Annotated in this window: 28 protein-coding genes, 1 tRNA gene and 1 riboswitch; of the genes, 20 read left to right on the top strand and 9 right to left on the bottom strand. The window is 71.0% G+C overall.

The genetic code is table 11. The annotated features are described in order from the left end of the window. Positions 1 to 117: 117 nt before the first annotated feature. A complete protein-coding gene (locus AB0D46_RS24415; RefSeq protein WP_362880401.1) occupies positions 118 to 1,446 on the bottom strand; it encodes a nicotinate phosphoribosyltransferase in 1,329 nt (442 codons plus the stop codon). A gap of 81 nt (positions 1,447 to 1,527) precedes the next feature. Between AB0D46_RS24415 and clpS the strand changes: the two genes are divergently transcribed. The 7 genes from clpS (at position 1,528) to AB0D46_RS24380 (ending at position 6,262) form a co-directional block, all read left to right on the top strand. After that, entirely contained in the window at positions 1,528 to 1,842 is a 315-nt protein-coding gene (gene clpS / locus AB0D46_RS24410; RefSeq protein ID WP_362880399.1) for an ATP-dependent Clp protease adapter ClpS, read from the top strand. After that, entirely contained in the window at positions 1,842 to 2,450 is a 609-nt protein-coding gene (locus tag AB0D46_RS24405) for a DUF2017 domain-containing protein (protein WP_362880397.1), read from the top strand. The genes clpS and AB0D46_RS24405 overlap by 1 nt, the downstream gene beginning before the upstream one ends. A 316-nt stretch (positions 2,451 to 2,766) precedes the next feature. Continuing rightward, the gene (locus AB0D46_RS24400; RefSeq protein WP_362880395.1) at positions 2,767 to 4,197 is read left to right on the top strand and encodes an amino acid permease; all 1,431 of its coding nucleotides are present in this window, start codon (positions 2,767 to 2,769) and stop codon (positions 4,195 to 4,197) included. A gap of 131 nt (positions 4,198 to 4,328) precedes the next feature. Continuing rightward, complete coding sequence (locus AB0D46_RS24395) at positions 4,329 to 4,751, top strand: M67 family metallopeptidase (RefSeq protein WP_362880394.1); 423 nt, start codon at positions 4,329 to 4,331, stop codon at positions 4,749 to 4,751. Between the two features lie 77 nt (positions 4,752 to 4,828). Continuing rightward, a complete protein-coding gene (locus AB0D46_RS24390; RefSeq protein ID WP_338014447.1) occupies positions 4,829 to 4,936 on the top strand; it encodes a putative leader peptide in 108 nt (35 codons plus the stop codon). Between the two features lie 88 nt (positions 4,937 to 5,024). Further along, on the top strand, positions 5,025 to 5,312 hold the full coding sequence (locus AB0D46_RS24385) for a MoaD/ThiS family protein (protein WP_281208476.1): 288 nt from the start codon (positions 5,025 to 5,027) through the stop codon (positions 5,310 to 5,312). After that, on the top strand, positions 5,312 to 6,262 hold the full coding sequence (locus AB0D46_RS24380) for a cysteine synthase (protein ID WP_362880392.1): 951 nt from the start codon (positions 5,312 to 5,314) through the stop codon (positions 6,260 to 6,262). The genes AB0D46_RS24385 and AB0D46_RS24380 overlap by 1 nt, the downstream gene beginning before the upstream one ends. Before the next feature lie 209 nt (positions 6,263 to 6,471). Here the strand turns inward: AB0D46_RS24380 and AB0D46_RS24375 are convergent, their stop codons facing one another. Beyond that, positions 6,472 to 6,897 (bottom strand): hypothetical protein, encoded by a 426-nt coding sequence (locus AB0D46_RS24375; RefSeq protein ID WP_362880390.1) that lies wholly within the window; start codon positions 6,895 to 6,897, stop codon positions 6,472 to 6,474. A gap of 195 nt (positions 6,898 to 7,092) precedes the next feature. Here AB0D46_RS24375 and AB0D46_RS24370 point away from each other — a divergent pair, with 195 nt between their 5' ends. Then, positions 7,093 to 7,845, top strand: coding sequence for an MBL fold metallo-hydrolase (locus tag AB0D46_RS24370; protein WP_362880388.1), 753 nt, complete (start codon positions 7,093 to 7,095; stop codon positions 7,843 to 7,845). A gap of 112 nt (positions 7,846 to 7,957) precedes the next feature. On the opposite strand, the gene AB0D46_RS24365 is transcribed toward AB0D46_RS24370, so the two are convergent. Both AB0D46_RS24365 and AB0D46_RS24360 read right to left on the bottom strand, forming a co-directional pair. Next, on the bottom strand, positions 7,958 to 9,232 hold the full coding sequence (locus tag AB0D46_RS24365; RefSeq protein WP_362880387.1) for a PTS transporter subunit EIIC: 1,275 nt from the start codon (positions 9,230 to 9,232) through the stop codon (positions 7,958 to 7,960). A 321-nt stretch (positions 9,233 to 9,553) separates the two neighbouring features. Continuing rightward, positions 9,554 to 10,855: a PTS transporter subunit EIIC gene (locus tag AB0D46_RS24360; protein ID WP_362880385.1), complete on the bottom strand. Its 1,302-nt coding sequence runs from the start codon at positions 10,853 to 10,855 to the stop codon at positions 9,554 to 9,556. Between the two features lie 140 nt (positions 10,856 to 10,995). Here AB0D46_RS24360 and AB0D46_RS24355 point away from each other — a divergent pair, with 140 nt between their 5' ends. The 4 genes from AB0D46_RS24355 (at position 10,996) to rdgB (ending at position 13,625) form a co-directional block, all read left to right on the top strand. Beyond that, complete coding sequence (locus AB0D46_RS24355) at positions 10,996 to 11,307, top strand: PTS glucose/sucrose transporter subunit IIB (RefSeq protein ID WP_362880383.1); 312 nt, start codon at positions 10,996 to 10,998, stop codon at positions 11,305 to 11,307. Between the two features lie 434 nt (positions 11,308 to 11,741). Then, on the top strand, positions 11,742 to 12,476 hold the full coding sequence (gene rph, locus AB0D46_RS24350; RefSeq protein ID WP_362880381.1) for a ribonuclease PH: 735 nt from the start codon (positions 11,742 to 11,744) through the stop codon (positions 12,474 to 12,476). Positions 12,477 to 12,580: 104 nt separating this feature from the next. Continuing rightward, on the top strand, positions 12,581 to 12,967 hold the full coding sequence (locus AB0D46_RS24345) for a hypothetical protein (RefSeq protein WP_362880380.1): 387 nt from the start codon (positions 12,581 to 12,583) through the stop codon (positions 12,965 to 12,967). 43 nt (positions 12,968 to 13,010) lie between these two features. Continuing rightward, complete coding sequence (gene rdgB, locus AB0D46_RS24340; protein ID WP_362880378.1) at positions 13,011 to 13,625, top strand: RdgB/HAM1 family non-canonical purine NTP pyrophosphatase; 615 nt, start codon at positions 13,011 to 13,013, stop codon at positions 13,623 to 13,625. A 147-nt stretch (positions 13,626 to 13,772) separates the two neighbouring features. Here the strand turns inward: rdgB and AB0D46_RS24335 are convergent. Then, positions 13,773 to 13,855, bottom strand: a tRNA-Leu gene (locus tag AB0D46_RS24335). Between the two features lie 127 nt (positions 13,856 to 13,982). Continuing rightward, positions 13,983 to 14,450 carry a thioredoxin-dependent thiol peroxidase gene (gene bcp / locus AB0D46_RS24330; protein WP_362880376.1) on the bottom strand — a complete coding sequence of 156 codons (468 nt, stop codon included), beginning with the start codon at positions 14,448 to 14,450 and terminating at the stop codon, positions 13,983 to 13,985. 112 nt (positions 14,451 to 14,562) lie between these two features. On the opposite strand from bcp, the gene AB0D46_RS24325 reads away from it, so the two are divergent. The 3 genes from AB0D46_RS24325 to AB0D46_RS24315 all read left to right on the top strand — a co-directional run bounded on the left by AB0D46_RS24325 (position 14,563) and on the right by AB0D46_RS24315 (position 15,766). Continuing rightward, positions 14,563 to 14,880, top strand: coding sequence for a DUF3618 domain-containing protein (locus tag AB0D46_RS24325; RefSeq protein WP_362880375.1), 318 nt, complete (start codon positions 14,563 to 14,565; stop codon positions 14,878 to 14,880). A 46-nt stretch (positions 14,881 to 14,926) separates the two neighbouring features. Continuing rightward, a complete protein-coding gene (locus AB0D46_RS24320; protein WP_362880373.1) occupies positions 14,927 to 15,268 on the top strand; it encodes a co-chaperone GroES in 342 nt (113 codons plus the stop codon). Between the two features lie 67 nt (positions 15,269 to 15,335). Next, positions 15,336 to 15,414: riboswitch (guanidine-III (ykkC-III) riboswitch) on the top strand. Positions 15,415 to 15,445: 31 nt separating this feature from the next. Continuing rightward, positions 15,446 to 15,766, top strand: coding sequence for a multidrug efflux SMR transporter (locus AB0D46_RS24315; RefSeq protein WP_362880371.1), 321 nt, complete (start codon positions 15,446 to 15,448; stop codon positions 15,764 to 15,766). 58 nt (positions 15,767 to 15,824) lie between these two features. On the opposite strand, the gene AB0D46_RS24310 is transcribed toward AB0D46_RS24315, so the two are convergent. Continuing rightward, positions 15,825 to 18,305: a transglycosylase domain-containing protein gene (locus tag AB0D46_RS24310; RefSeq protein WP_362880370.1), complete on the bottom strand. Its 2,481-nt coding sequence runs from the start codon at positions 18,303 to 18,305 to the stop codon at positions 15,825 to 15,827. 175 nt (positions 18,306 to 18,480) lie between these two features. Here AB0D46_RS24310 and AB0D46_RS24305 point away from each other — a divergent pair, with 175 nt between their 5' ends. From AB0D46_RS24305 to AB0D46_RS24285, 5 genes are all read left to right on the top strand, one after another. Beyond that, complete coding sequence (locus AB0D46_RS24305) at positions 18,481 to 19,296, top strand: ABC-2 family transporter protein (RefSeq protein WP_362880368.1); 816 nt, start codon at positions 18,481 to 18,483, stop codon at positions 19,294 to 19,296. 109 nt (positions 19,297 to 19,405) lie between these two features. Further along, positions 19,406 to 20,197 carry an ABC transporter permease gene (locus AB0D46_RS24300; protein ID WP_362880446.1) on the top strand — a complete coding sequence of 264 codons (792 nt, stop codon included), beginning with the start codon at positions 19,406 to 19,408 and terminating at the stop codon, positions 20,195 to 20,197. Between the two features lie 6 nt (positions 20,198 to 20,203). Then, positions 20,204 to 21,172, top strand: a complete 969-nt coding sequence (locus AB0D46_RS24295; protein WP_362880366.1) for an ATP-binding cassette domain-containing protein — start codon at positions 20,204 to 20,206, stop codon at positions 21,170 to 21,172. 208 nt (positions 21,173 to 21,380) lie between these two features. Further along, positions 21,381 to 22,037, top strand: a complete 657-nt coding sequence (locus AB0D46_RS24290) for a DUF1707 domain-containing protein (RefSeq protein WP_362880444.1) — start codon at positions 21,381 to 21,383, stop codon at positions 22,035 to 22,037. A gap of 181 nt (positions 22,038 to 22,218) precedes the next feature. Then, on the top strand, positions 22,219 to 23,583 hold the full coding sequence (locus AB0D46_RS24285) for a DUF445 domain-containing protein (protein ID WP_362880365.1): 1,365 nt from the start codon (positions 22,219 to 22,221) through the stop codon (positions 23,581 to 23,583). A gap of 42 nt (positions 23,584 to 23,625) precedes the next feature. Here AB0D46_RS24285 and AB0D46_RS24280 read toward each other — a convergent pair whose 3' ends face one another. Then, positions 23,626 to 23,925: a hypothetical protein gene (locus AB0D46_RS24280; protein WP_362880364.1), complete on the bottom strand. Its 300-nt coding sequence runs from the start codon at positions 23,923 to 23,925 to the stop codon at positions 23,626 to 23,628. Between the two features lie 52 nt (positions 23,926 to 23,977). Continuing rightward, on the bottom strand, positions 23,978 to 24,154 hold the full coding sequence (locus tag AB0D46_RS24275; RefSeq protein WP_362880363.1) for a hypothetical protein: 177 nt from the start codon (positions 24,152 to 24,154) through the stop codon (positions 23,978 to 23,980). Between the last annotated feature and the right edge of the window lie 156 nt (positions 24,155 to 24,310).

The raw sequence follows: 24,310 nt of genomic DNA, 5'->3' as shown, positions 1-24,310 counted from the left end.
GTCCTTCGGGTCGGTGGGTGGGCGGTGCGGTGCGGCGGGGCCTCGCGGTGGCTCTTGCCCCACCCCGCCCCTCCCCGAACCCGGGGCCCCCGGCGGATCCGCCGGCCCCGGCCGCGCTCACACGTACTCGGTCGGGATGACCGCCTCGCCGCGCGAGAGCTGCGTCGCCGACAGCGGGAGCCGCGCCAGGGCCGCCGTGTGGCGCTCCCGTACGGTCTCCAGCGACTCCCGGGCCACGACCTCGCCGCCCTTGACCAGCTGGGTCAGCAGTTGGTGGTCGGCGAGGGCCGAGGGGACCGCGCCGGTCCCGATGACCTCGGCCTCGGCGATGCCGTCCGCGTCGGTCCGGCGGGCCGCCCACTTGCGGCCGCCGAGGGAGGTCTTGCCGCCCGAGGACTTCTTCGCGACCGGCACCAGCGGGGCCTTCGGGTCGTCGGAGGCGGCCCGCGCCACCAGCTTGTAGACCATTGAGCAGGTCGGGTGCCCGCTGCCGGTGACCAGCTGGGTGCCGACCCCGTACGCGTCCACGGGCGCCGCCGCCAGCGAGGCGATGGCGTACTCGTCCAGGTCGGAGGTGACCACGATCCGCGTCGAGGTCGCCCCCAGCTCGTCCAGCTGCTGGCGCACCCGGTGGGCGACGAGCAGCAGGTCCCCGGAGTCGATCCGGACCGCGCCCAGGTCGGTGCCGGCGACCTCCACCGCCGTGCGCACCGCCTCCGCGACGTCGTACGTGTCCACCAGCAGGGTCGTCCCGCGGCCCAGCGAGGCGACCTGCGCCGTGAAGGCGTCCCGCTCGCTGTCGTGGACCAGGGTGAAGGCGTGCGCGCTGGTGCCCACCGTCGGGATGCCGTACCGGAAGCCGGCCGCCAGGTCCGAGGTCGAGGTGAAGCCGCCGACGTACGCGGCCCGCGAGGCGGCGACGGCCGCCAGCTCGTGGGTGCGCCGGGCGCCCATCTCGATCAGCGGGCGACCGCCGGCCGCCGAGGACATCCGGGAGGCGGCCGCCGCGATCGCCGAGTCGTGGTTGAGGATCGACAGGATCACGGTCTCCAGCAGCACGCACTCGGCGAAGCTGCCCTCGACGCGCAGGACCGGCGAGCCGGGGAAGTAGGTCTCGCCCTCGGGGTAGCCCCAGATGTCACCCGAGAAGCGGTACGAGGCCAGCCAGTCGAGCGTGCGCATGTCGACGACGGCCCGCTCCCGCAGGAACTCCAGGACGGCTCCGTCGAAGCGGAAGTTCTCCACGGCGTCGAGCACGCGCCCGGTTCCCGCGACCACTCCGTAGCGGCGTCCCTCGGGCAGCCGTCGGGTGAAGACCTCGAAGACCGAACGGCGGTCCGCCGTGCCGTTGGCCAGTGCGGCTTGCAGCATCGTGAGCTCGTAATGGTCCGTGAAGAGCGCTGTGGACGGCACGTCCACCGGCAGGCCCAGGTCCGCAGGGTTCATGTCACGGATGCTAGCGCACATCTCGTCAAAGTGACGAGATGTGGGGGCCCGTTTGTGCGACGGCCCCCCGGCAGTGGCAGCATGGGACAAGTGAGTGTTGCTCCCGTTGAGATCGAACGCACCGAATCGGCCCGAGAGACCTACGCGGTCCCCGAACCCGACGTCCCCTGGGTGACCCTGGTGCACAACGACCCGGTCAACCTCATGAGCTACGTGACGTACGTGTTCCAGGCGTACTTCGGCTACCCGAAGGACAAGGCGACCAAGCTGATGATGGACGTCCACCACAAGGGCAGGGCGGTCGTCTCCAGCGGCTCCCGCGAGGAGATGGAGCGCGACGTGCAGGCCATGCACGGCTACGGGCTCTGGGCGACCCTCTCGCAGGACCGCACCTGATGGGCGGCGTGTTCGAACCCTTGAAGGGCGGCCCCGGAGCCGCCGTCGCGCTGGACGAGATCGAGATCTCCATCCTGCGCTCCCTCGCCGTCCAGTTGCTGGAGCTGATCGGCCCCGGCGAGCCGGAACCCGCCGCGGACGCCGACCCGCTGGCCGTGCTGTTCGCCTCCGACGGCCCGAGCGAGCCCCCGTCCGACCCGGCCCTGGCCCGGCTCTTCCCCGATGCCTACGGGGGCCCCGGCGCGGGACCGAAGGACGACCCGGAGGAGCTGCGGGCCCGCTCCTCGGAGTTCCGCCGCTTCACCGAGAACGACCTGCGCTCCCGCAAGCGGGAGGACGCGCTGGCCGTCGTGCGCAGCCTGGACGGCCTCGGCCCCGCCGGCGACGGGGCGGCGGTCCTGGAGCTGACCGGGGACCTGCCGCAGCGCTGGCTCGGCGCCCTGAACGACCTGCGGCTGACGATCGCGGCCCGGCTCGACATCACCGAGGACGACGAGAGCGCCATCCTGTTCCGGCTGCCGGACGAGGACCCGCGCAAGCCGATGGTGATGGCCTACCTGTGGCTCGGCGGCCTCCAAGAGACGCTGATCGAAACGCTCATCCGATGACCTGCGCGACGCGGACGTTGTTCGCTCAGCGGACGCTCAAATCCGGATAACGATCAGATCACCGCCATGCGGTGATCTGATCGGCGTCGGGGCCTATGCCCCGATATTTTTATGCCTTGCGCCACAGTTCCTCCCCTCGCGTCCCCATAAGCACGTGATAAATCTTCACGACTGCCGAAGGGACGCCACCCCTGTCCCCCGGCCCGCTTGAACCGGCTGACCGCCGGCGTGCAACTCCATCCGTATCCGGGGGGATCGAGGACCCGATCCGCAGCCAGCGAAGGCGCGGGTCGGCGTGGAGAAAGGCGCACCAGACATGACCTCTGTGCAGGTCGAGCAGCACGACAGGACGCCCGGCGAGGGCGATCAGGGCGAGGGGTACCACCGCGCACTCGGCGCCCGCCAGATCCAGATGATCGCGATCGGCGGAGCGATCGGCACCGGGCTGTTCCTCGGGGCGGGCAAGGCGATCTCCAAAGCCGGACCCAGCCTGATCCTGGCCTACGCCATCGCGGGCCTGGTCATCTTCTTCATCATGCGGGCCCTGGGCGAACTGCTCATGTACCGGCCGGTGTCCGGTTCCTTCTCGGACTACGCCCGCGAGTTCCTGGGCCCGTTCTGGGGCTACGCCACCGGCTGGACGTACTGGCTCTTCTGGGTGGTCACCGGCATCACCGAGGTCACCGCCGCCGCCAAGTACATGTCGTACTGGACCGACGACAGCTTCCCGCAATGGGCGTACGCGCTGATCTTCACGGTCATCCTCTACGCCGCGAACCTGATCTCCGTGAAGCTCTTCGGCGAGCTGGAGTTCTGGTTCTCCATGGTCAAGGTCACCGCCATCGTCGGCATGATCCTGATCTGCGCCGGCATCCTCACCATCGGCTTCTCCGACGCCGCGGCGACCGCCTCCGTCTCCAACCTGTGGAACGACGGCGGCTTCTTCCCCAAGGGCATCGGCGGCACGCTGATGACCCTGCAGATCGTGATGTTCGCCTTCCTCGCGGTCGAGCTGGTCGGCGTCACCGCCGGCGAGTCCAAGGACCCCGAGAAGACCCTGCCCAAGGCCATCAACACCGTGCCGTGGCGCATCGCCGTCTTCTACGTCGGCGCGCTCGTCATGATCCTCTCGGTCGTGCCGTGGACGCACTTCCAGCCCGGCGTCTCGCCCTTCGTCGCCGCCTTCGAGCGGATGGGCCTGGGAGTCGGCGCCGCGATCGTCAACTTCGTCGTCCTGACCGCGGCCCTGTCCTCCTGCAACTCGGGCATGTACTCCACCGGCCGGATGCTGCGCGACCTCGCGCTCAACGGCCAGGGCCCGAAGTTCTTCACCAGGCTGACGAAGAACGGCACCCCGCTGCTCGGCACCACCTTCTCCGCCGCGCTGATGCTGGTGGGCGTCTGGATCAACTACGTCGCCCCGGGCAAGGCCTTCGACTACGTCGTCTCCTTCGCCACCATCTCCGGGATGTGGGCCTGGATCATGATCCTGGTCTGTCAGATCCGCTACCGCGCCAAGGCCGACCGCGGCGAGCTGCCCCAGTCCTCCTTCCGCGCCCCCGGTGCCCCGTGGACCAGCTGGTTCGCCCTGCTGTTCATCGGGATGGTCATCGTCATGATGGGCGTCGACAAGGACTCCCGGGTCTCGTTGTACTGCGCCCCGCTGTGGGGTCTGCTCCTCGGCGTCTCCTACCTGGTGCTGAAGTCCCGCAACCCTCGCGGCGCGGCCTTCAACAAGGTTTCCTGACCCCGCGGGGACCGGACCTCCCGGCCGCCGTCCCGGCCGGGACCCGTGTCCCCGCGGCGCTCCGTCCGGCATTCGGGCCCTTCCGTACCACGCCTCGGTACGGGAGGGCCCGTCTGTCTATCCTGTCGCTCATGCTGACCCTCACCCAGGACCTGTACGACCGGATCGTCGAGCACGCCCGCAAGGACCACCCCGACGAGGCGTGCGGCGTCGTGGCCGGCCCGGCGGACACCGGGCGCCCCGAGCGGTTCATCCCGATGCTCAACGCCGCCCGATCGCCCACGTTCTACGAGTTCGACTCGAAGGACCTCCTGAAGCTCTACCGGGAGCTGGACGACCGCGACGAGGAACCGGTGATCGTCTACCACTCGCACACCGCCACCGAGGCCTACCCCTCGCGCACCGACGTGACCTACGCGAACGAGCCGGGCGCCCACTACGTGCTCGTCTCCACGGCCGACCAGGACGGTCTCGGCGAGTTCCAGTTCCGCTCGTACCGGATCGTCGAGGGCGTGATCACGGAGGAGGAAGTGCAGGTCGTGGCAGGCTACTGACCAGTATGTGAGCGGATGGCGTCCACGATGCGGGATCACACTCCAAACGGGGGACCGGGAATCGTTAACATGACCGCATGGTTCCCCACGACGTGAGCATCGAGACGCCCGGCAGGCTGCTGCTCGTGGCGCGGCTGCACGTCGACCTGTGCCGCCTCGCCAGCGCCATCTGTCCGGCCGGCTGAGCGACCCAGCCCTCCCGCGCGGGGGCGCAAGAACCGCGCGCATCCACGTTCTTACGGTTTAACGCCCTTCACGACACTGGAGCCTGCCATGGCCATCGAGGTCCGCATCCCCACCATCCTCCGCACCTACACCGACGGCGAGAAGGCCGTGAACGGCGAGGGCGCGACCCTGTCCGAGCTGTTCGCGGACCTGGAGACGCGGCACAAGGGCATCGAGGAGCGCATCGTCGACCAGGCCGCCGGTGGTCAGCTGCGCCGCTTCGTGAACGTCTACCTCAACGACGAGGACGTCCGCTTCCTCGACGGCATCTCCACCGCGCTCAAGGACGGCGACAGCGTCACCATCCTTCCGGCCGTGGCCGGCGGCTCGAAGTAATGCGCTACGACTCCCCGCTCGCGGCCGTCGGCAACACGCCGCTGGTCCGGCTGCCCCGGCTCTCGCCCTCCGCCGACGTGCGGATCTGGGCGAAGCTGGAGGACCGCAACCCGACCGGCTCGATCAAGGACCGCCCCGCGCTCCACATGGTCGAGCAGGCGGAGAAGGACGGCCGCCTCTTCCCCGGCTGCACCATCCTGGAGCCCACCTCCGGCAACACGGGCATCTCCCTGGCGATGGCCGCGAAGCTCAAGGGCTACCGGATCGTGTGCGTCATGCCGGAGAACACCTCCCAGGAGCGGCGCGACCTTCTGACGATGTGGGGAGCCGAGATCGTCCCGTCGCCCGCGGCGGGCGGCTCGAACACGGCGGTCCGGGTGGCCAAGGAGCTGGCCGTGGAGCACCCGGACTGGGTGATGCTCTACCAGTACGGCAACCCGGACAACGCGGGCGCCCACTACGCGACCACCGGGCCGGAGATCCTCGCCGACCTCCCGTCCATCACGCACTTCGTGGCGGGCCTGGGCACCACCGGCACCCTGATGGGCGTCGGCCGGTACCTGCGCGAGCACGTCGAGGGCATCAGGATCGTCGCGGCCGAGCCCCGGTACGACGACCTGGTCTACGGCCTGCGCAACCTCGACGAGGGCTTCGTCCCCGAGCTGTACGACGCCTCCGTGCTCACCACCCGCTTCTCGGTGGGCTCCGCGGACGCCGTCACCCGCACCCGGGACCTGCTGCGCGAGGAGGGCATCTTCGCGGGCGTCTCCACCGGCGCCGCCCTGCACGCGGCGATCGGCGTGGGCCGCAAGGCCGTCGCCGCGGGGGAGAGCGCCGACATCGTCTTCGTCGTCGCCGACGGCGGCTGGAAGTACCTGTCGACGGGCGTCTACACGGCGGCCACGACGGAGGAGGCCATCGAGGCCCTCCAGGGCCAGCTCTGGGCGTGAGCCGTACGCGCCCCCGACCCGCCCGCCCGGCGGGGTCAGGGGGCGGGGGCCGGCAGTGCGGCGGGGACGGCGGCGGGGCCGGGCGCCGGGTCCCGGAGACGAGGACCCGGAGACGAGGACCCGGAGACCAGGACCCGGACTCCGTCCGGGGACGCCTCCGGGGCGGTCCGCCGTCGGGTCGGGGGCATCGTGGCCGCGCCGCTACCGGATCACCCCGCACCCCCTCCGAGTCCCTTGGCCTCGTCCCACAGCGTCGGGTCCAGCGTGCCCAGCCGGGTGCGGAACTCCCACAACGACACCTCCGCCGGCCGGTCCGCCTCCAGGAAGCTCCCGCGTCCCTGCCGGCCCACCACCCCGGGCGGCAGCGGGATCACCCCGGGGCGACGGTCGTCGTACTTGGCGGTGATCCACGCGACCCGGGCCCGCTCCCGGTGCGGCCGCACGGCCAGGACCAGGCAGGACCTGCCGTCCACCAACCCCCACAGCTCGCGGACCCGCACCGGCGGGGGCGGCCCCGGCCCGTGCGGCGGTGACGCCGGCGCCCCGCCGCGGGCACCCAGGACCCGCCGCGGCAGCAGCACCACCACCGCCACGGCGACCACCGCCGCGAGCGCGGGCCACCAGGACGTGTCCATCCTCCGACCGTAGTCGCGCGCGGGGCGCCCGGCGCGGCAACGCCCGTACCCGCCGTCGCTCCCCCGGGTGACAGGACAGGTGATTCCCCCCACAACGGCCCGCCGTGGAGGAGCGACCCGAGGTTTCGCGCCTTACGCTCGACGCACGCACGGCCCGCATTCCGTCCACGGACCGTCCACGGAGGTTCACGCTCCATGAAGCTCACCGTCGTCGGCTGCTCGGGGTCGTTCCCGTCCGCGGAATCGGCCTGTTCGAGCTACCTCGTCGAGGCCGACGGCTTCCGCCTGCTCCTCGACATGGGCAACGGCTCGCTCGGGGCGCTCCAGCGCCACTGCGGTCTCTACGACCTCGACGCGATCTTCCTGAGCCACCTGCACGCCGATCACTGCATCGACATGTGCGCGTACTTCGTCGCCCGCTACTACCGCCACGAGGGCGGCCGCTGCGGCACCATCCCCGTCTACGGCCCCGAGGGCACCGAACAGCGCCTGACCACCGCGTACGAGGACGTCCCCGACGCGAGTTCGATGAGCGAGGTCTTCGACTTCCGGACGCTGAAGACGGCCGCGTTCGAGATCGGGCCGTTCACGGTGCGCACCGAGAAGGTCTGCCATCCGGTGGAGTCGTACGGCATCCGCATCGAGCACGGCGGCCGCTCGCTGGCCTACTCGGGGGACACCGGGGTCTGCCCCGAGCTGGGTGCCCTGGCCGACGGCGTCGACCTCTTCCTGTGCGAGGCCTCCTTCACGCACGGCAAGGAGGACATCCCCGACCTTCACCTGAACGGCCGCGAGGCCGGGGAGTACGCCAGCGCGGGGCAGGTCGGGCGGCTGGTCCTGACGCACATCCCGCCGTGGACGGACGCCGGCCAGAACCTCGCCGACGCCCGCGCGGTCTACGACGGCCGGGTCGACCTGGCGTACGCGGGCGCGGTCTACGAACTCTGAGGCGGGTACGGGGAGCCCCCCGTCACTCCGTCACCCCGCCACCCGCCCACGGCGGAGCCCCCGCCCTCCCTTCCGGGAGAGCGGGGGCTCCGTCGTACGTGGTGCGGGCTGCTTACTTGGCCTCGGCCTTCTGCAGCTCGGCGAGCTCCTCGTCGGACTCGCGGCCCGGCGTCGGGAGGTTGAACTTCGTGATCGCGAAGCGGAAGACGAAGTAGTAGACCGCCGCGAAGCACAGGCCGACGCCCGCCAGCATCCACGGCTTCTCCGCGATGCCGAGGTTCAGCAGGAAGTCGACGAGGCCGGCGGAGAAGCCGAAGCCGTCCCGCATGCCCAGGGCCCAGGTGAGGGCGAGGGAGACACCGGTCAGCACCGCGTGGATCGCGTACAGCACCGGGGCGATGAACATGAAGGTGAACTCGATCGGCTCGGTCACACCGGTGACGAAGGAGGTGAGCGCGAGGGAGAACATCATGCCGCCGACGACCTTGCGGCGCTCGGGGCGGGCGCAGTGGACGATCGCGAGGCAGGCCGCCGGGAGGGCGAACATCATGATCGGGAAGAAGCCGGTCATGAACTGTCCGGCGGTCGGGTCACCGGCGAGGAAGCGACCGATGTCGCCGTGCACGGCGCCGGTCGGGGTGTCGAAGGAGCCGGCCTGGAACCACGGGAAGGAGTTCAGCAGGTGGTGCATGCCGATCGGGATCAGCGCGCGGTTGGCGACACCGAAGATGCCCGCGCCGACGGCGCCCGAACCGGTCAGCCACTCACCGAAGTTGTGCAGGCCCGTGCCGAGCACCGGCCAGATCAGACCGAAGACGATGCCGGTGACGAGGCCCGCGAGGGCGGAGAGGATCGGGACGAGGCGGCGGCCGCCGAAGAAGCCCGCCCAGTCCGGCAGCTTGGTCCGGTAGAACTTCTGGTAGAGCAGCGCGGTGATGACACCCATCACGACGCCGCCGAGCACACCGGCGTTGACCGGGGCGTCGACGTTGACGATCTTCCCGCCGACGACCTTGGCGACCTTGGGCAGGTTGCTGTCGGTGAAGGTGGCGAGCACCGCCTTGAAGACGAGGTAGCCGGTGACCGCGGCGAGGGCGGTCGAGCCGTCCGACTTCTTCGCGAAGCCGATCGCGATGCCGACGGCGAACAGCAGCGCCATGTTGTCGAGGATCGCGCCACCACCGGCGGCCATGTAACCGGCGATCTTGAGGATGAACGTCGGGAAGACGTCCTTGTCGCCGAGCATGTCGGCCGCGCCCAGGCGGAGCAGGAGCGCGCCGGCGGGCAGCACGGCAACGGGGAGCATGAGGCTCCGGCCGATGCGCTGCATGACGGCCATCACGCCAGCGCCCTTCTTCTTTTCCGCAGCGGCGGTGGCTGTGGACATGGACTTCCTCCAGTGGACAAGGCGCTGCCAGGGCGGGAAAAAGGGGTTGGCGACGTCTCGGAAAGGGGGACCGCGGGGGCCGGAACGAGCCACGCGTGGTCTACACCAATAGGTGGTGTAGACCAGTTGTAACACGGTGAGGGTTAGATAAGGAACCTTCAATTTCCAGTGGCGTACGCCACACCCGCCCCGAGCGGGTCCGCCATCCGGAACCGTGGACTTCCGGACGTGGCGAAGGCCCCCGGATCCTGGGATCCGAGGGCCTCCACCGGCCGGGCCGACGGGCCCCGCGCGGCCGGCCGCGCCTTCATAACGGCTTGGCTACGCCTTGGTGTTGTCCGCCTGCATGGCCGCGATCTCCTCGTCCGACTCGCGTCCGGGGGTCGGGATGTCGAACTTGGTGATGGCGAAGCGGAAGACGGCGTAGTAGACGACGGCGAAGCACAGGCCGATCGGAATGATCATCCAGGGCTTGGTCGCCAGGCTCCAGTTGATGACGTAGTCGATCAGGCCGGCCGAGAAGCTGAAGCCGTCGTGCACCCCCAGTGCCCAGGTCACCGCCATGGACACACCGGTCAGCACGGCGTGGATCGCGTACAGCGCCGGCGCCACGAAGAGGAAGGAGTACTCCAACGGTTCCGTGATGCCCGTGACGAACGAGGTCAGGCCGACCGACAGCATCAGACCGCCGACCTCCTTGCGGCGCAGCGGCTTCGCGCAGTGGGTGATGGCCAGGGCCGCGGCCGGCAGGGCGAACATCATGATGGGGAAGAACCCGGACAGGAACTGCCCCGCGCTCGGGTCGCCGTTCAGGAACATCGGGATGTCGCCGTGGACGACCTGTCCGTCCGGCGTGGTGAAGCTGCCGAACTGGAACCACACCGGCACGTTCAGGAACTGGTGCAGGCCGATCACCAGCAGCGCGCGGTTCGCGAGGCCGAAGATGCCGGCGCCCCAGGAGCCGAGCCCCACCAGCCAGTCGGAGAAGCTCTCCAGCCCGTCGCCGATCGGCGGCCAGATCCACAGGCACAGCACGGCGAACGCGATCGCGACGAAGGTCATGATGATCGGGACGAGCCGGCGGCCGTTGAAGAAGCCCAGCCAGTCGACCAGCTTCACCCGGTGGTAGCGCTGCCAGAACCAGGCGGCCAGCATGCCCATGATGATGCCGCCGAACACCCCCGGGTTCTGGAAGCTGTACTCGGCGAAGGTGTCGTCGGGCCCCAGACAGCCGCCCCCGATGTCCTTCGTCCCTTCGGGGCAGCCCTGCGGGAAGGCCCGCAGCACGCTGCGGTAGACGAGGAAGCCCACGACCGCCGCGAGCGCGGTGGAGCCGTCCGCCTTCTTGGCCATGCCGATCGCGACGCCGACGCAGAAGAGGAGCGGGAGTCCGAGGTCGGCGTTGAGGAGGGCGCCGCCCGCGCTCGCCATCACCTTGGCGACGTCGGTCCAGCCGAGGCCGTCCTTGCCGAAGACGTCGTTCTGGCCGAGGCGGTTCAGGATGCCGGCCGCGGGGAGGACGGCGATCGGCAGCTGGAGGCTCCGTCCCATCTTCTGCAGGCCCTGGAACAAGCCGTTCCACCACTTCGGCTGTGGCGCCGTCGCGGCACTGCTCGTGCTCATCGCGTCCTCCCTGACCCGGCCCGGTTTTTGGCAGTCGCAACACTTGCGGCACACTGGTGTAGACCAGTTGACGGGCAGGCTGCTGCTGATGGTCATCATTCGGCAGCTACGGGGCACGCGCCCGTGTAGATGGGCCAACCGTGAGCTACCGTGACGAAGCGGACGACGCGGGTTACGGCCGCCGAGACTCGTTCTTCGAACCACTCAGGGAGAAACACATGGCCACCAAGGCTGAGAAGATCGTCGCCGGGCTCGGCGGCATCGACAACATCGAAGAGGTCGAGGGCTGCATCACCCGCCTGCGCACCGAGGTCAAGGACCCGTCCCTGGTCGACGATGTCGCCCTGAAGGCCGCGGGCGCCCACGGCGTCGTCAAGATGGGCACGGCGATCCAGGTCGTCATCGGCACCGACGCCGACCCGATCGCCGCGGACATCGAGGACATGATGTGATCAAGCCCCAGGGCTGATCCGCACGAACGAAAAGGGCGCTCCGTCCGACCTGGTCACACGGTCGGGCGCGGCGTCCTTTGCCGTTGCCCGCACGACCCCGCGGCCGAGACGGGCGGACAGCCGACGACCGGCGTCAGGGATCGCGGCCGCTGCTGAAGAACGCCCCGACCGACGCTCCGTCGTCCCGACACGAGACGCGGCGTATTCGACCCTCGGCCCGACCGTCCCCGGCCGCCCCCGCCCGCCCTCATGGTCCGGGCCCCGTCCCCCCGTCTCCATGTGGTGGTGGTTGCGGCCGTGTGGGACGGACTGCCGGCTCCCCACCCGAGCGGGAGGAGTGGCATCGAGCGGCCGTCACCGGTGGGCGGAGGGCTGCGTCCGGAAGGGTTCGGACGGGGTCCTCGCGCATTCGGGTACCGACTAGGCTCACAGCCATGTCTCGCATCGACGGCCGCACGCCCGAACAGCTCCGCCCGGTCACCATCGAACGCGGATGGAGCAAGCACGCCGAGGGCTCCGTCCTCATCTCCTTCGGTGACACCAAGGTGTTCTGCACCGCCTCCTTCACCGAAGGCGTCCCGCGCTGGCGCAAGGGCAGCGGCGAGGGCTGGGTGACCTCCGAGTACTCGATGCTGCCGCGCTCGACCAACACCCGCGGCGACCGCGAGTCCGTCCGCGGCAAGATCGGCGGCCGCACCCACGAGATCTCCCGCCTCATCGGCCGTTCGCTGCGCGCGGTCATCGACTACAAGGCCCTCGGCGAGAACACCATCGTCCTGGACTGCGACGTCCTCCAGGCCGACGGCGGCACCCGCACCGCCGCCATCACCGGCGCCTACGTCGCGCTCGCGGACGCCGTCGCCTGGGGTCAGAAGAAGAAGCTGATCAAGGCCGGGCGCAAGCCGCTCACCGGCACCGTCGCCGCCGTCAGCGTCGGCATCGTCGACGGCGAGCCCCTCCTCGACCTCTGCTACGAGGAGGACGTGCGCGCCGAGACCGACATGAACGTGGTCTGCACCGGCGACGGCCGCTTCGTCGAGGTCCAGGGCACCGCCGAGGGCGAGCCCTTCGACCGCAAGGAGCTCAACGCGCTCCTCGACCTCGCCACCGGCGGCTGCGCCGACCTGGAGGCCCTCCAGCTGGGCGCGCTGGAGCTGCAGGTTCCGTAGTCCGCGCAGAACCACCGGGCGCGCAGCCGCGTCCGAGCAAGTACGGGCGCACGGTGTCACAGCCGTGCGCCCGTCCACGTATCCGAGTTGTGGGGGACCCCTAAATGAAGCCGAAGTTCCGCATCGCCGCCGTGGCGCTGGCCGCCGCGCTCACCGTCCCGGCCCTGACCTCCTGCGACGCGATATCCACGGCGATGGACTGCGCCAACACGGCGGTGGCCATCGCCGACAGCGCCAACGACCTCCAGCAGGCGGTCTCGCAGGCCGGCAACAGCCCGCAGGAGGCGCAGAACGCGCTGAACTCGATCGACGCGAGCCTGAAGAAGATCGGCGACCAGACGGACAACACCGACCTGGGCAAGGCCATCGACTCGATGACCACGGCCGTGCAGAACGTCCGCACCTCCCTGGAGGGCGGCAACGTCAACCCGGACATCAAGCCGGTCGCCGACGCGGCCTCCGAGATCTCCAAGGTCTGCACCCCGGGCTGAACCGGCCGGCGGCCCGGAACGAGCGGCCCGGAATAATGGCGGCATGACCTCGACGCCCAGCCGCCTGATCCTGGCCACCCGCAACGCGGGCAAAGTCACCGAACTCCGCGCCATCCTGTCCGACGCCGGCCTGCCGCACGAGCTGGTCGGCGCGGACGCGTACCCGGACATCCCGGACGTCAAGGAGACCGGCGTCACCTTCGCCGAGAACGCCCTCCTCAAGGCCCACGCCCTCGCCCGGGCCACCGGCCTGCCGGCCGTCGCCGACGACTCGGGCCTGTGCGTCGACGTCCTGAACGGCGCGCCCGGCATCTTCTCCGCCCGCTGGGCCGGCTCCCACGGCGACGACAAGGCCAACCTCGACCTGCTGCTCGCCCAGCTGGGCGACATCGCCGACGAGCACCGCGGCGCCCACTTCTTCTGCGCGGCGGCCCTGGCCCTGCCGGACGGCACCGAACGCGTCGTCGAGGGTCGGCTGCTGGGCACCCTGCGACACGCCCCCGAAGGCGGCGGCGGCTTCGGCTACGACCCGATCCTCCAGCCGCTGGGCCTATCGCGCACCTGTGCGCAGCTCGACCCGGCCGAGAAGAACGCCATCTCCCACCGCGGCCTGGCCTTCCGCGCCCTGGTCCCGGTGATCCGGGAACTGCTGGGCTGAGGCCCGCCGCCTCCGCCCACCGCCCGCCGAGAACGCCCGGGGCACCCGAACGCACCCGAACGCACTCGAACGCAACGAACGCACCCGAACGCACCAAACGCACCGAAGGCCCGACTCGACGAGTCGGGCCTTCGATTGCTTGGTTCGTGCGGCCTGAGGGATTCGAACCCTCACGGGATTTCTCCCATCGCACCCTAAATGCGAGGCGTCTGCCGTTCCGCCAAGGCCGCGTGAGGCCCATCGTAGCGGCCGATCACCGGCCGCGGCACGGGTGTCGCGCGGATTGCGTCGACGCGCTCCCACCCGTGCCGGGCGCCCGGACCGGGGGCGGTACGGGCGCCCTGGTGGGCGGGCGCGTCAGATGCCCAGGTCCTTGATGATCTTCGCTACGTGGCCGGTCGCCTTCACGTTGTAGAAGGCGTGCGCGACCTTGCCGTCCTCGTCCACGACCACCGTGGAACGGATGACCCCGGTCACCGTCTTGCCGTACAGCTTCTTCTCGCCGAAGGCGCCGTACGCCGTCAGGGTCTCCTTCTGCGGGTCCCCGACCAGGGTCACCTTCAGGTTCTCCACCTCGCGGAACTTGGCGAGCTTCTCCGGCTTGTCGGGGGAGACACCGATGACGTCGTACCCGGCGGTGGCCAGGGCGTCCAGGTTGTCGGTGAAGTCGCAGGCCTGCTTGGTGCAGCCCGGCGTCAGGGCCGCGGGGTAGAAGTACACGATCACCTTGCGGCCCTTGTGGTCGGCCAGCGAGACCTCGTTGCCGTCCGCGTCGGGCAGGGTGAAGGCGGGGGCGGTGTCGCCCGGCTGGAGTCGCTCGCTCATCTCAACAGTCTCCTCGGGAGGGGATCGGTACGTCATGAGCCTAAGCTGACGGAGCTGACAGACTGTCCATGACGGATCACGCCACAGACGACACAACGACGGAGGCAGCGCGGTGCCGGAAGCCAGGACCCCCGCTCAGATCGAGGCGGACATCGTCCGTCGCCGCGAGCAGCTCGCCGAGACGCTCGACGAGATCGGCGTGCGGATGCACCCGAAGACGATCGTCGGGGACGCGAAGGCGAGGGTCGCCTCGACGGTCGACCAGACCGCCGGACGGGCCTTCGTCGCCGTCAACCGCCTCGTCACCGACGTCAAGGACGGCCTTCGCCACGAGGACGGGGCGCCGCGCATCGAGCGCATCGTGCCCGTGGCCCTGCTGGCCGCCGGCGTGGTCGGACTCCTCGTGGTGTCGGCGCGCCGCAAGCGGTGAGCACCCACCTTCGGACGGGGCGGAGCGCGGCAGGTAGGTTCGGGGCGTGAGCGAGAACACCACCCACGACAAGCTGCCCATTCGCATGCTGCACGACCGCGTGCTCGTGAAGTCCGACCTGCCCGAGGGCGAACGCCGCTCCGGCGGCGGGATCCTGATCCCGGCGACGGCGGCCGTGGGCAAGCGGCTCTCCTGGGCCGAGGTGGTCGCCGTCGGACAGAACGTCCGGAGCGTCGAGCCGGGTGACCGGGTGCTGTACGACCCGGAGGACCGGGCCGAGGTCGAGGTGCGCGGGGCGACGTACGTCCTGATGCGCGAGCGGGACCTGCACGCGGTGGCCGCCGAGCGGCTGGAGGGGTCGAAGGACTCCACCGGGCTCTATCTCTGATCCTGACGAGGCCTGACGAGGCCTGACGAACCCTGAGGGCCGGTGGCCGAGGTCACCGGCCCTCAGTGCTGCCCCTTTGCTACGGTGGAGGGGAACCCCCGACGAGACGCGCCGTACCGGGTTGCAGGACGCAAAGACGACGCACCCCGTTTCCGTCTCGTCCCGGAGGTGCCTGTCATGGCCTGGGTTCTGCTTCTCATCGCCGGTCTGCTCGAAGTCGGCTGGTCTATCGGCATGAAGTTCACCGAGGGATTCACCCGGCTGTGGCCGTCCGTGTTCACCGGTGCCGGGATCGTCGCCAGCATGGTCCTACTGTCCTACGCCGCCAAGACGCTGCCCATCGGCACCGCGTACGGGGTCTGGGTGGGCATCGGCGCGGCCGGGGCCGCGGTGCTCGGCATGGCGGTGCTCGGGGAACCCGTCACCGCCGCCCGGATCTTCTTCATCTGCCTGCTGCTGGTCGCCGTGGTCGGGCTGAAGGCCACCTCCGGCCACTGAGCCGGTCCGGCGTCGTACGAGGCTGGTCGGGCCCGACCCGTACGGGCCCGACCGGGTCTCATTCGAGGTAGTCCGCCGGCGGCCGGCGGCCGAAGGCGCCACCCGGGGTGTCGCCGCCGGTGTTCTGGCCGCCGTTGGTCCGGCCTCCGTCCGTTTGGCCGCCGTTGGTCTGCCCGCCCTGGGTCTGCCCGGCGTCCGTCCGGCCGCCGTCCGTCTGGCCGCCGTCGGTCTGCCCGCCGTCGGTCTGGCCGCCCTGCGTCTGGCCGGCCTGCGTCTGCCCGCCTTGGTTGCGCCCCCCGTCCGTCCGCCCCCCGTCCGTCCGCCTCCCGTCCGTTCGGCCGCCGTCGGTCTGCCCGCCCTGTTCGCGGCCCCCGTCCGTCTGACCGCCGTCCGTGCGGCCCTCCGTCGGCGGGGTGTCCGGGTCGATGGGGAAGCCGTCCGGCGGCTGCGGGACGTCCGGCTGCTGCGGCCGTGAGGCGCCCCGCTGGAGTTCGAGGTCGAAGTCCACGGGGTCCGAGGACTCCAGGGCCGTCTTCGTGTACGCCGCCCAGATCCGCGCCGGATAGCCGCCGCCCCCGATGCGCCGCTCGCCCAGCGCCCCGTAGAGGGACTGGAGCGTGCCCGTGTCCGGGTCCTGGCCCATCATCGACACCACCGTGACCAGGTCCGGGGTGTACGCCGCGAACCACGCCGAGCGGTCCAGTTCGGCCGTGCCCGTCTTGCCCGCCGCCGGGTGGCCCGCCGCCAGGGCGGCCGTACCGGTGCCGTTGTCGACGACGCTGACCAGCATGGACGTCGTCGTGTCGGCGGCCTCACGGCTGACGACCTGCTCCGCGGTGCGGTCGGGGAGCCCGATGGTGTCCCCGTCCTTCGTGATCTTCTCCAGGAAGGTGTACGGGGTGCGCCGGCCGTGGTCGGCGAGGGTCGCGTACGCCTGCGTCATGTCCAGGACGCTCGCCTGCATGGTGCCGAGGGCGATGGCCGGGCCCGCGTCGAAGTTCGGGGTGCTCTCGGGGATGCCCAGGGCGATCGCCGTCCGCTTGACCTTCTCCCCGCCGACGTCCACGGCCATCTGCGCGTAGACCGTGTTGACCGAGAGGTCGGTCGCCGTGTTGACGGTGATGTTCCCGTACGAGACCTGCCCCTCGTTCTCGGGGGCGAAGCGGATCCGGCCGCCGACCACCGGGCGCTTGTTGTCGCCGTTGTAGACGGTGTTCGGGGTGATGCGCCGGCCGTCCTGGGTGCGCGAGTCGTTCTCCACGGCGGCCGCGAAGACGAACGGCTTGAAGGTGGAGGCCACCTGGTAGTCGTGCCGGGTCGCGTTGTTGACGTACTGCTTCGTGTAGTCGATGCCGCCGTACAGGGCGACGACCTTGCCGGTGGCCGGATCGATGGAGGCCCCGCCCGCCCGCACCAGCCGGTCCGCGGGACGGGCCGCCGGGTCGAGGTCGTCCACCATCTCGGTCCGCACCGCGTCGACGAACGCCGCCTGACGGCGCTTGTCGATCGTCGTGGTGATCCGGTAGCCGCCCTCCGCGAGGGTCTTGTCGTCGAGGATCCCGCGCTCGGTGATGTAGTCCTTGACGGCCTCCACCAGGTACCCGCGCTGGCCCGACAGCCCGGACGCCGGACGGATCCTGCCCGGCTCGGGGAACCGCGCCGCGGCCCGCTCCGCCGGGTCCATCCACTCCTTCTTCACCATCCCGTCGAGCACGTAGTTCCAACGGGCGACGGCCCGGTCCCGACCGCGGGGGTGCGCGACGACGTCGAAGGCGCTGGGGGAGTTGAGCAGGGTCGCCAGGTAGGCGCCCTCGGCGGTGGTCAGCCGGTTGACGTCCTTGCCGTAGTAGGCCTGCGCGGCGGCCTGGATCCCGTAGGCGTTGCGGCCGAAGTAGCTGGTGTTCAGGTAGCCCTCCAGGATGTAGTCCTTCGACTTCTCCCGGCCGAGCTTGATCGCGATGAAGAACTCCTTCACCTTCCGGTTCACCGTCTGTTCCTGGCCCAGGTAGTAGTTCTTGACGTACTGCTGGGTGATCGTCGAGCCGGACTGCTTGCCCTTCCCGGTGATCGTGTTCCAGGCGGCGCGGACCATCGCCTTCGGATCCACCGCCCGCTCGGAGTGGAAGTCCCGGTCCTCGGCGGCCAGTACGGCCTCCTGGACCGTCAGCGGAACCTGTGAGAGCGGCACGTTGACCCGGTTGACCTCGCCGTCACCGGCCAGCTGCGACCCGTCCGCGTACAGGTACACGTTGGACTGCGCGGTGGCAGCCGCGTTCGCTGGCGGGATGTCCACCAGCAGGTAACCGGCCACCAGGGCGCCGCCCAACAGCAACCCGATCAGCAGGAGGGAACCCAGCAGCATCCGCCACGTCGGAACGACGCGCCGCCAACCGGTGCGCCGGCGCCCGCCCTTGCCGGCGGGCCGGCCGCCGGCGGCGGCCCCGCGGGGGGCGGGTGCGGCGACGGGCTCCGGGGGTGCGCCCTCGGGGGTGTCCGGATCGCGAGGCGTCCAGCCCGGTGGTGGTGACTGGTCGCTCATCGCCGGAACTCCTCGGGGCCGTGCGAAATATCCACATCCGTACCTCATGGTGTCTACCCGATGCCCGGAGTTTCCGCGCCGGACGGGCATAAATCGGTCGCGTGGCTCGCCCCTCCGCACTAAGCTCGCGCGCTTTGGCCGACGTAGGAACGATGGGGAAAACGGAGGGGATACGGTGCGTCAGAGAGCGCTGCTCTACGGGGCCGTCGCCGCGGGCGGCTTCCGGCGGTACGCGGCCTACGGAACGGCGACGGCCGCGGGGGTTTTCACCAACACCGTGTTCGGATTCATCGTCGCCTACACGTACGTCGCCCTGTGGGACGAACGGCCGGGCCTCGGCGGCTACGACCAGGCGCAGGCACTCACCTTCGTCTGGGTGAGCCAGTCCGTGCTCGCGGCCGCGGCGCTCATCGGGGGCGGCTTCCAGGAGGAGTTCCAGGAACGGGTCCGCACGGGGGACATCGCCGTCGACCTGTACCGGCCGGCGGACCTCCAACTGTGGTGGCTGGCCTCCGACCTCGGGCGGGCCGCCTTCCAACTGCTGGGCCGCGGGGTGGTGCCGCTGATCGCCGGCGCCCTCGCCTTCCCGCTGGCGCTGCCCGTCGACCCGGTGCGCTGGCTGCTGTTCCTGGTGTCCGTCGCGCTCGGGCTGATCGTCAGCTTCGCGGTGCGCTTCCTGCTCGGGCTGGCCGCGTTCTGGCTGTTGGACGGCACCGGGATCAACCTGATGGCGACCGTCGTGACCATCTTCTTCTCCGGGATGGTGCTGCCGCTGACGGTGTTCCCCGGCGCGTTCGGCGAGCTGGCCCGGGCGCTGCCGTGGGCGGCGATGCTCCAGGTCCCGATGGACGTGCTGCTCGGCACGCACGCGGGCGCCGGCAACGCGGCGCGGGCGCTGGGCTTCCAGGCCGGCTGGGCGCTGGTCCTGTTGGGCGCGGGCCGGCTGATGCAGACGGCGGCGACGCGGAAGGTGGTGGTCCAGGGTGGCTGAGGCAACGGGCGTCGCCGCCCTGGACGGTCCCGGCACGGACGCGGGCGCCGACGGGCCCGGGCGGTTCGGGGGGTTCGACGGGGCCGTCCGCAACCGCGCGTGGGAGGGGTTGCGCGGCTACGGGCTCATCGTCGCGATGTGGATCCGCTCGACCATGACGTACCGGACGTCGTTCTTCCTCGCGACCTTCGGGAACGCGGCGATCACCCTGCTCGACTTCGCGACGATCGTCATCATGTTCTCGCACGTGGACGAGCTCGCCGGGTTCACGCTCCCCGAGATCGCCCTGCTGTACGGCTCCTGCTCGGCGTCGCTGGGCCTGGCCGACCTGCTCCTCGGCAACACCGACCGGATCGGCTCCCGGATCCGCGACGGCTCCCTGGACACCATGCTGGTGCGGCCGGTCCCGGTGCTCGCGCAGGTCGCCGCGGACCGGTTCGCCCTGCGCCGCCTCGGCCGGATCGTGCAGGGCCTCGGCGTGCTGACCTGGGCGGTCTCGGCGTTGGACGTGGAGTGGACGGCCGGCAAGGTGCTGCTGGTCCCCGTGATGATCCTGGCCGGGGCGGGCATCTTCGGGGCGGTGATGGTGGCTGGCGCGGCCTTCCAGTTCGCCGCCGGCGACGCGGCCGAGGTGCAGAACTCCTTCACGTACGGCGGCTGCACGATGCTCCAGTACCCGCCGTCGGTCTTCGCCAAGGACCTGCTGCGCGGGGTCACCTTCATCGTCCCGCTCGCCTTCGTCAACTGGCTGCCCGCCCTGTACGTCCTGGGCCGGCCCGATCCGCTCGGGCTGCCGTCGTGGGTGGCGTTCGCGAGCCCGTTGGTGGCCTTCCTGGTGTTCCTGCCCGCGTCGCAGGCCTGGCGCGCGGGTGTCCGTTCGTACCGCAGCACGGGGAGTTGAGGGCTGATGACAGAAGCACTGATCGCACTGGACGGCGTCGAGAAGGTCTTCGACGTACGCCGCCGCGTGAACTGGTTCCGGCGGGAGAAACGGCAGGTCAGGGCCGTGGACGGGATCAGCTTCGAGGTCGCGCGGGGCGAGATGGTCGGCTACATCGGGCCCAACGGAGCCGGCAAGTCCACCACCATCAAGATGCTCACCGGCATCCTCAACCCCAGCGGCGGCCGGCTGCGCGTCGCCGGCATCGACCCCGCGCGGGAACGGATGCGCCTCGCGCACCGGATCGGGGTGGTCTTCGGACAGCGCACCACCCTGTGGTGGGACCTGCCGCTGAAGGACTCGTACGGGCTGATGCGCCGGATGTACCGGATCCCGGCGGCCCGCTACGCCGAGAACCTGGAACGCTGCGTCGACCGGCTCGACCTCGCCGCACTGCTCGACGTACCGGTGCGCCAGCTGTCGCTGGGGCAGCGGATGCGCGGGGACATCGCCGCGGCGCTGCTGCACGATCCGGAGGTGCTGTACCTGGACGAGCCGACGATCGGACTCGACGTGGTCAGCAAGGCGAAGGTACGGGGCTTCCTGCGGCAGCTCAACGAGGAACTCGGCACCACCGTCCTGCTCACCACGCACGACCTCCAGGACATCGAGCAGCTCTGCGAGCGGGTGATGGTCATCGACCACGGCCGCCTCATGTACGACGGCCCGCTCGGCGGGCTGCACGCGGCCGGCCCGGAAGGGGCGGGCGAACGGACCCTGGTGGTCGACCTGGAGGCGGAGATCGCGCCGATCGAGGTCGCGGGGGCCCGGGTGGTGAAGGTGGACGGACCCCGTCAGTGGTTGGCCTTCCCCGCACAGGCCTCGGCGGCGCCTCTGGTGGCGGAGGTGGCGGCCCGCTACCCGCTCCTGGACCTGTCGGTGCGGGAGCCCGACATCGAGGACGTCATCGCCCGGATGTACGCGGGTCGGGGTTGAGTCAGGGGCCCGCCTCAGGGTCGATCCCGGGGCGACGTCCGGGAAGACGTCCGGGGGTGGGCCGTTCAACTGGTGCGGATCTCTGCATAGTGTGGTCCACATGAGTGACGAGCGGCCCGAGAAGTCGTTGCCCGAGCAGGCTCCGGTAGCGGAGCCGGCGGCGCCGCGGAAGGTGTCGTGGGAGAAGGGAGCGCCGGAGCGGGCGCCGTTGCCGGAGCTGAGGGCCTCCGACGCCGACCGGGACCGGGTGGTGGAGCGCCTGCGGGACGCCGTCGCCGAGGGACGGCTCGACATGGAGGAGTTCGAGGAGCGGCTGGAGGCGGTCTACGCCTCCAGGACGTACGCCGAACTCGCCCCCCTGACCCGCGACCTTCCGCAGGTGCCCGGCGAGTCCCAGCCCGGCGCCCCCGCGTCCGCCGGTCCGGCCCGGGGCGACGGGGCGCGGTCCTCCTGGCAGTCCCGCATCGGGGGCCGGGGCACCTCGGCGACGGCCGTCGCCGTCATGTCGGGCTTCCAGCGCAAGGGCCACTGGACGGTCCCCGCCCGCTTCAACGCGGTCGCCTTCTGGGGCGGCGGCGAGATCGACCTCCGCGAGGCCGACTTCGCCGAGCACGAGGTGGTGATCACCTGCATCGCCGTGATGGGCGGCATCGAGATCACGGTCCCGCCGGGCGTCGAGGTCGACGTACGGGGCATCGGCATCATGGGCGGTTTCGACCAGGGCGCCGCCCCCTCCCGGCCGGACCCCGGGGCGCCCCGCGTGATCGTCAACGGCCTCGCCTTCTGGGGCGGCGTCGGCATCAAGGTCAAGGAGCCGAAGGGCTCGAAGCCGCTGGACGGCGAGAAACGCCGCAAGGAGCTGTAGGCCGAGCAGGGGGTACGGGAGCGGGGTACGGGCGCGAGAGCGGGTGCCGGTACGGGTGCGGGAGCGGGTACGTGCGCGGGTACGGGGTACGCGGCCACGGGACCGGACGGGTCCCGGCCGGCGCCTCGCACACCCGAACGGCGCGCCGGGAACTCCCCGGGCCTCCCGGGAGTCGGATGCTATGCAGACAAAACCGGCCACCGGGGGAAGGCAGGAGCCCGTGAAAGACGTGGACAGCGACACGAGGGCGCGCACCGCGCCACCCCCACCGACCCGGGGCGCGTTCTTGTTCAACGCGGCGGACGAGGAGCGGCGCCAAGGCGTCCGCCGGATGAAGACCACCGCGACGGGCCTGCTGGTCCTGGTCGCGCTGGTCTACGTACTGGCGAAGTACGCCCAGCACGCCTGGGGCGCCGGCGGCTGGGCCGGGTACGTGGCGGCGGCGGCCGAAGCCGGCATGGTCGGCGCCCTCGCGGACTGGTTCGCGGTCACCGCGCTCTTCCGCCGGCCGCTCGGCCTGCCGATCCCGCACACCGCGATCATCCCGACCAAGAAGGACCAGCTGGGCGTCTCCCTCGGGGAGTTCGTCGGCGAGAACTTCCTCTCCTCCGACGTCGTGCGCGCCCGACTGGGCGCCCTCGGCATCGGAGGCCGGCTCGGCTCCTGGCTGGCGGAACCCGAACACGCCGACCGGGTCACCGCCGAGCTGGCCACCGCGCTGCGCGGGGCGCTGACCGTGCTGCGCGACTCCGACGTCCAGGCCGTCGTCGGCGAGGCCATCACCCGGCGCGCCGAGCACGCCGAGATCGCGCCGGGCCTCGGCAAGACCCTGGAGAAGGTGGTCGTGGACGGCGGCCACCGCCGGGCCGTGGACCTGATCTGCGCGAAGGCCCACGACTGGCTCGTCATGCACGGGGACTCGGTCATGGACGCCGTCCAGGGCGGCGCCCCCGGCTGGACCCCCCGCTTCGTCGACCGGAAGATCGGCGACCGCGTCTACAAGGAACTGCTCCGCTTCGTCATCGAGATGCGGGACATGCCGGAGCACCCGGCGCGCGGGGCCGTCGACCGCTTCCTCACCGACTTCGCCTCCGACCTCCAGTCGGACACGCAGACGCGGGCGCGCGTGGAGCGGCTGAAGTCCGAGATCCTCGCGCGGGGCGAGGTGCAGGACGTGATCGCCTCCGCGTGGACCGCGATCCGCTCGATGATCCTCTCGGCGGCGGAGGACGAGCAGAGCGAGCTGCGGCTGCGGGTCCGGGCCTCACTGATGTCGCTCGGCGCGCGCCTGGCCACCGACGGGCGGCTCCAGGCGAAGGTGGAGGGCTGGATCGAGGGCGCCGTCGTGTACGTCGTCACCACCTACCGCACCGAGATCACCTCGCTCATCACGGACACGGTGGCGAGCTGGGACGCGGAACACACCTCCCGCAAGATCGAGGCCCACATCGGCCGCGACCTCCAGTTCATCCGCATCAACGGCACGGTGGTCGGCGCGCTGGCCGGCCTCCTGATCTACACGGTGTCGCGGGCGTTCGGGGCGTAGTCCCGGGGACGGCCCGACGGGGCGTCGGGCCGTCCGCGCGGGTCAGGCACGGTCCGCGACGGCCCAGGTCGTGGCGGCCACGACGCCGGCGGCGCCGATGACGGCCGGCCAGGCCCCGACCTTCTTGGCCAGCGGGTGCGATCCGGCGAAGCCTGCGACGTACAGGGCCCCCAGACCGGCCGCCACCGGGGCGCCGCCGCGCCGCTGCCACTCCCGTCCGGCCACGAGCCCGGCGGCGCCGAGCACGACACCGCCCAGCGGCCGCTTCCCGGTCCAGCGGGCTACCGCGTAACCGCCGACCAGGCCTGCGGCCGCCACCACGGAACTCGGTACCCGCGCCATGTCGAACTCCCTCGTCTTTTCGGGTTGCTGTGCTGGTCTGCCGCTCACGAGGCTAACGCGGTCGCCGGGACATCCGTCGGGCGCCCACCGCACCGAGGAGGAGCACGGCCCCGCCGATCACGGCGTGCGGCACCGCGTCCCGCACGGTCCGGGGCAGTACCGCGACGACGCCGAGGACGAGCAGGAAGGCGAGCGCGAACCCGCCCGTCACGCGCAGCAGTCTGTCCACGGGCTGCTCAACGCCCCGACCGGGGACGCGACACGGAGGCCAGGGAGGACGGGGAGGTCAGGGAGGCCGGGGAGGTCAGGGAATTCAGGGAGATCGGGGAGGTCAGGGCGGCGATTTGTCGCACACTCTCCGTTTCTGCGGAGCGGTCGGGAAGGG

Source organism: Streptomyces sp. NPDC048383 (assembly GCF_040651775.1).
Taxonomy (GTDB): Bacteria; Actinomycetota; Actinomycetes; order Streptomycetales; family Streptomycetaceae; genus Streptomyces.
The sequence above is the reverse complement of the archived record's forward strand: the minus strand, read 5'-3'. Positions and strand labels throughout refer to the sequence as shown.